At 71.3% G+C, this 1,424-nt stretch carries 1 protein-coding gene and 1 pseudogene; both read right to left on the reverse strand.

The features are described 5' to 3' along the window. Positions 1–197: pseudogene (locus ACQKIP_RS47435) on the reverse strand (SAM-dependent methyltransferase); the annotation flags it as partial. An 87-nt stretch (positions 198–284) separates the two neighbouring features. Further along, on the reverse strand, positions 285–1,424 hold a 1,140-nt coding region (locus tag ACQKIP_RS47440), incomplete at its 5' end, for a serine hydrolase domain-containing protein (protein WP_427745867.1).

Below are 1,424 nucleotides of genomic sequence, written 5' to 3' on the forward strand. Positions count from 1 at the left end.
GTGACCTGGTAGCCCCGGCGCACCAGCGGCACCAGGTAGAGGCCGGGCCCGCAGCACAGGTCGAGGACGCGGCTGCCCGCGGGGAACGCGAGCAGCGGCGATCCGGCGACGACGTCCGCCGTCTGCGCCCGCCGCCGCTCGGAGAACATCGTCTCGGAGAAGTCGGACCAGAACCCGTCGTCCTCGTACCAGTGCATGCTGCCGCAACCTCGATCCAGTGAGCCGTCCGGTCGGTCCGGTACGCGCTCACCAGTGGTCGGCTGCGGGTGTCTGCTGGTTCCCGGTCAGTTGCGGCCGGCGAGGTGGGTGCCGATCTCGAAGAAGGCCGGGACGAGCGGGGCCGGTGGCACCGCGGGCGACATGACCTGGGAGCCGAAGTGGACGACGACCAGGTCGAGTCCGGGTGAGACGAACAGGCGCTGGCCGTGGATCCCGCTGGCCATGAAGGAGTCGTAGGGGTCGTTCAGGATCCACCACAGGTCGTGGTACGAGAGCGTGGCGGGCGAGTCGGGGGGCGCTGCCGGGAAGCGGACGCGCCGGGGGTAGCCGTCCGGGACGCCGCTCGCGAGGGTGGTGGCGACGGCCTCCGGCACGATCTGCCGCTCCCCGAGCGCCCCGCCTTGGCGGAGCATCTCGCCGAGCCTGGCCACGTCACGGGCCGTGGCACTGAATCCGCCGCACGCGGCTTCGACGCCGTCGCTGTCGAGGGTGTAGTAGGCGTCCTCCTCCGCGCCCAGACGGGACCAGATCAACTCGCTGAGCAGGGCGGAGGTGGTGGTGCCTGTGACACGGCGCAGGACCTCGGCGAGGGCTTCGACGTTGCCGTTCTCGTAGCGGAACCCGGTGCCCGGCGCGCCGGTCGCCCGCGCGGTCGCGAGGTGTTCGCGAATGCTGGTGGGACCGCTGTAGCCGTAGGGCCTCAACTGGGGTCCCACGACGGCGAAGTAGCGCTGTGCCTCGACGGCCTTGTCGAAGGGCCGGCCCGCGTAGCTCATCTGCGTGCCCATGTGGAGCAGGTCGTCGACCCTGGCGTCCCCGAACGCCGTTCCCGCAAGCTCGGGAACATAGTGCGAGGTCAGGGCCGTGCGGTCCAGCAGACCTTCGTGCGCGAGCATCGCCGCCATGAGGCCTGCGTAGGACTTGGCGGCCGAGGCGTTGAAGTGCGGGGTGTGCGGCTCGGTGCCGTGGAGGTAGCGCTCGTAGACGAGGGACCCGCGGTGAATCACCACGACGGCGTCGGTCTGCGCGGCGGCGAACACTTCCGGCAGCTTGAGCGTGGACCCGTCGGGCGCGGATATCTCCAGGGCGTCCAGGTCGTGCGGTTCGGCGGGCAGGTCATGGGCGGGCGTCCTGCCTCGCCACACCCGTCGGGTTGGCGAGATCTCGCGGCCCGCGGCCGTGTAGCGCCGGACCCAGGCGGGGTC

It is taken from the genome of Streptomyces sp. NPDC059900 (assembly GCF_050270335.1).
GTDB lineage: Bacteria > Actinomycetota > Actinomycetes > Streptomycetales > Streptomycetaceae > Streptomyces.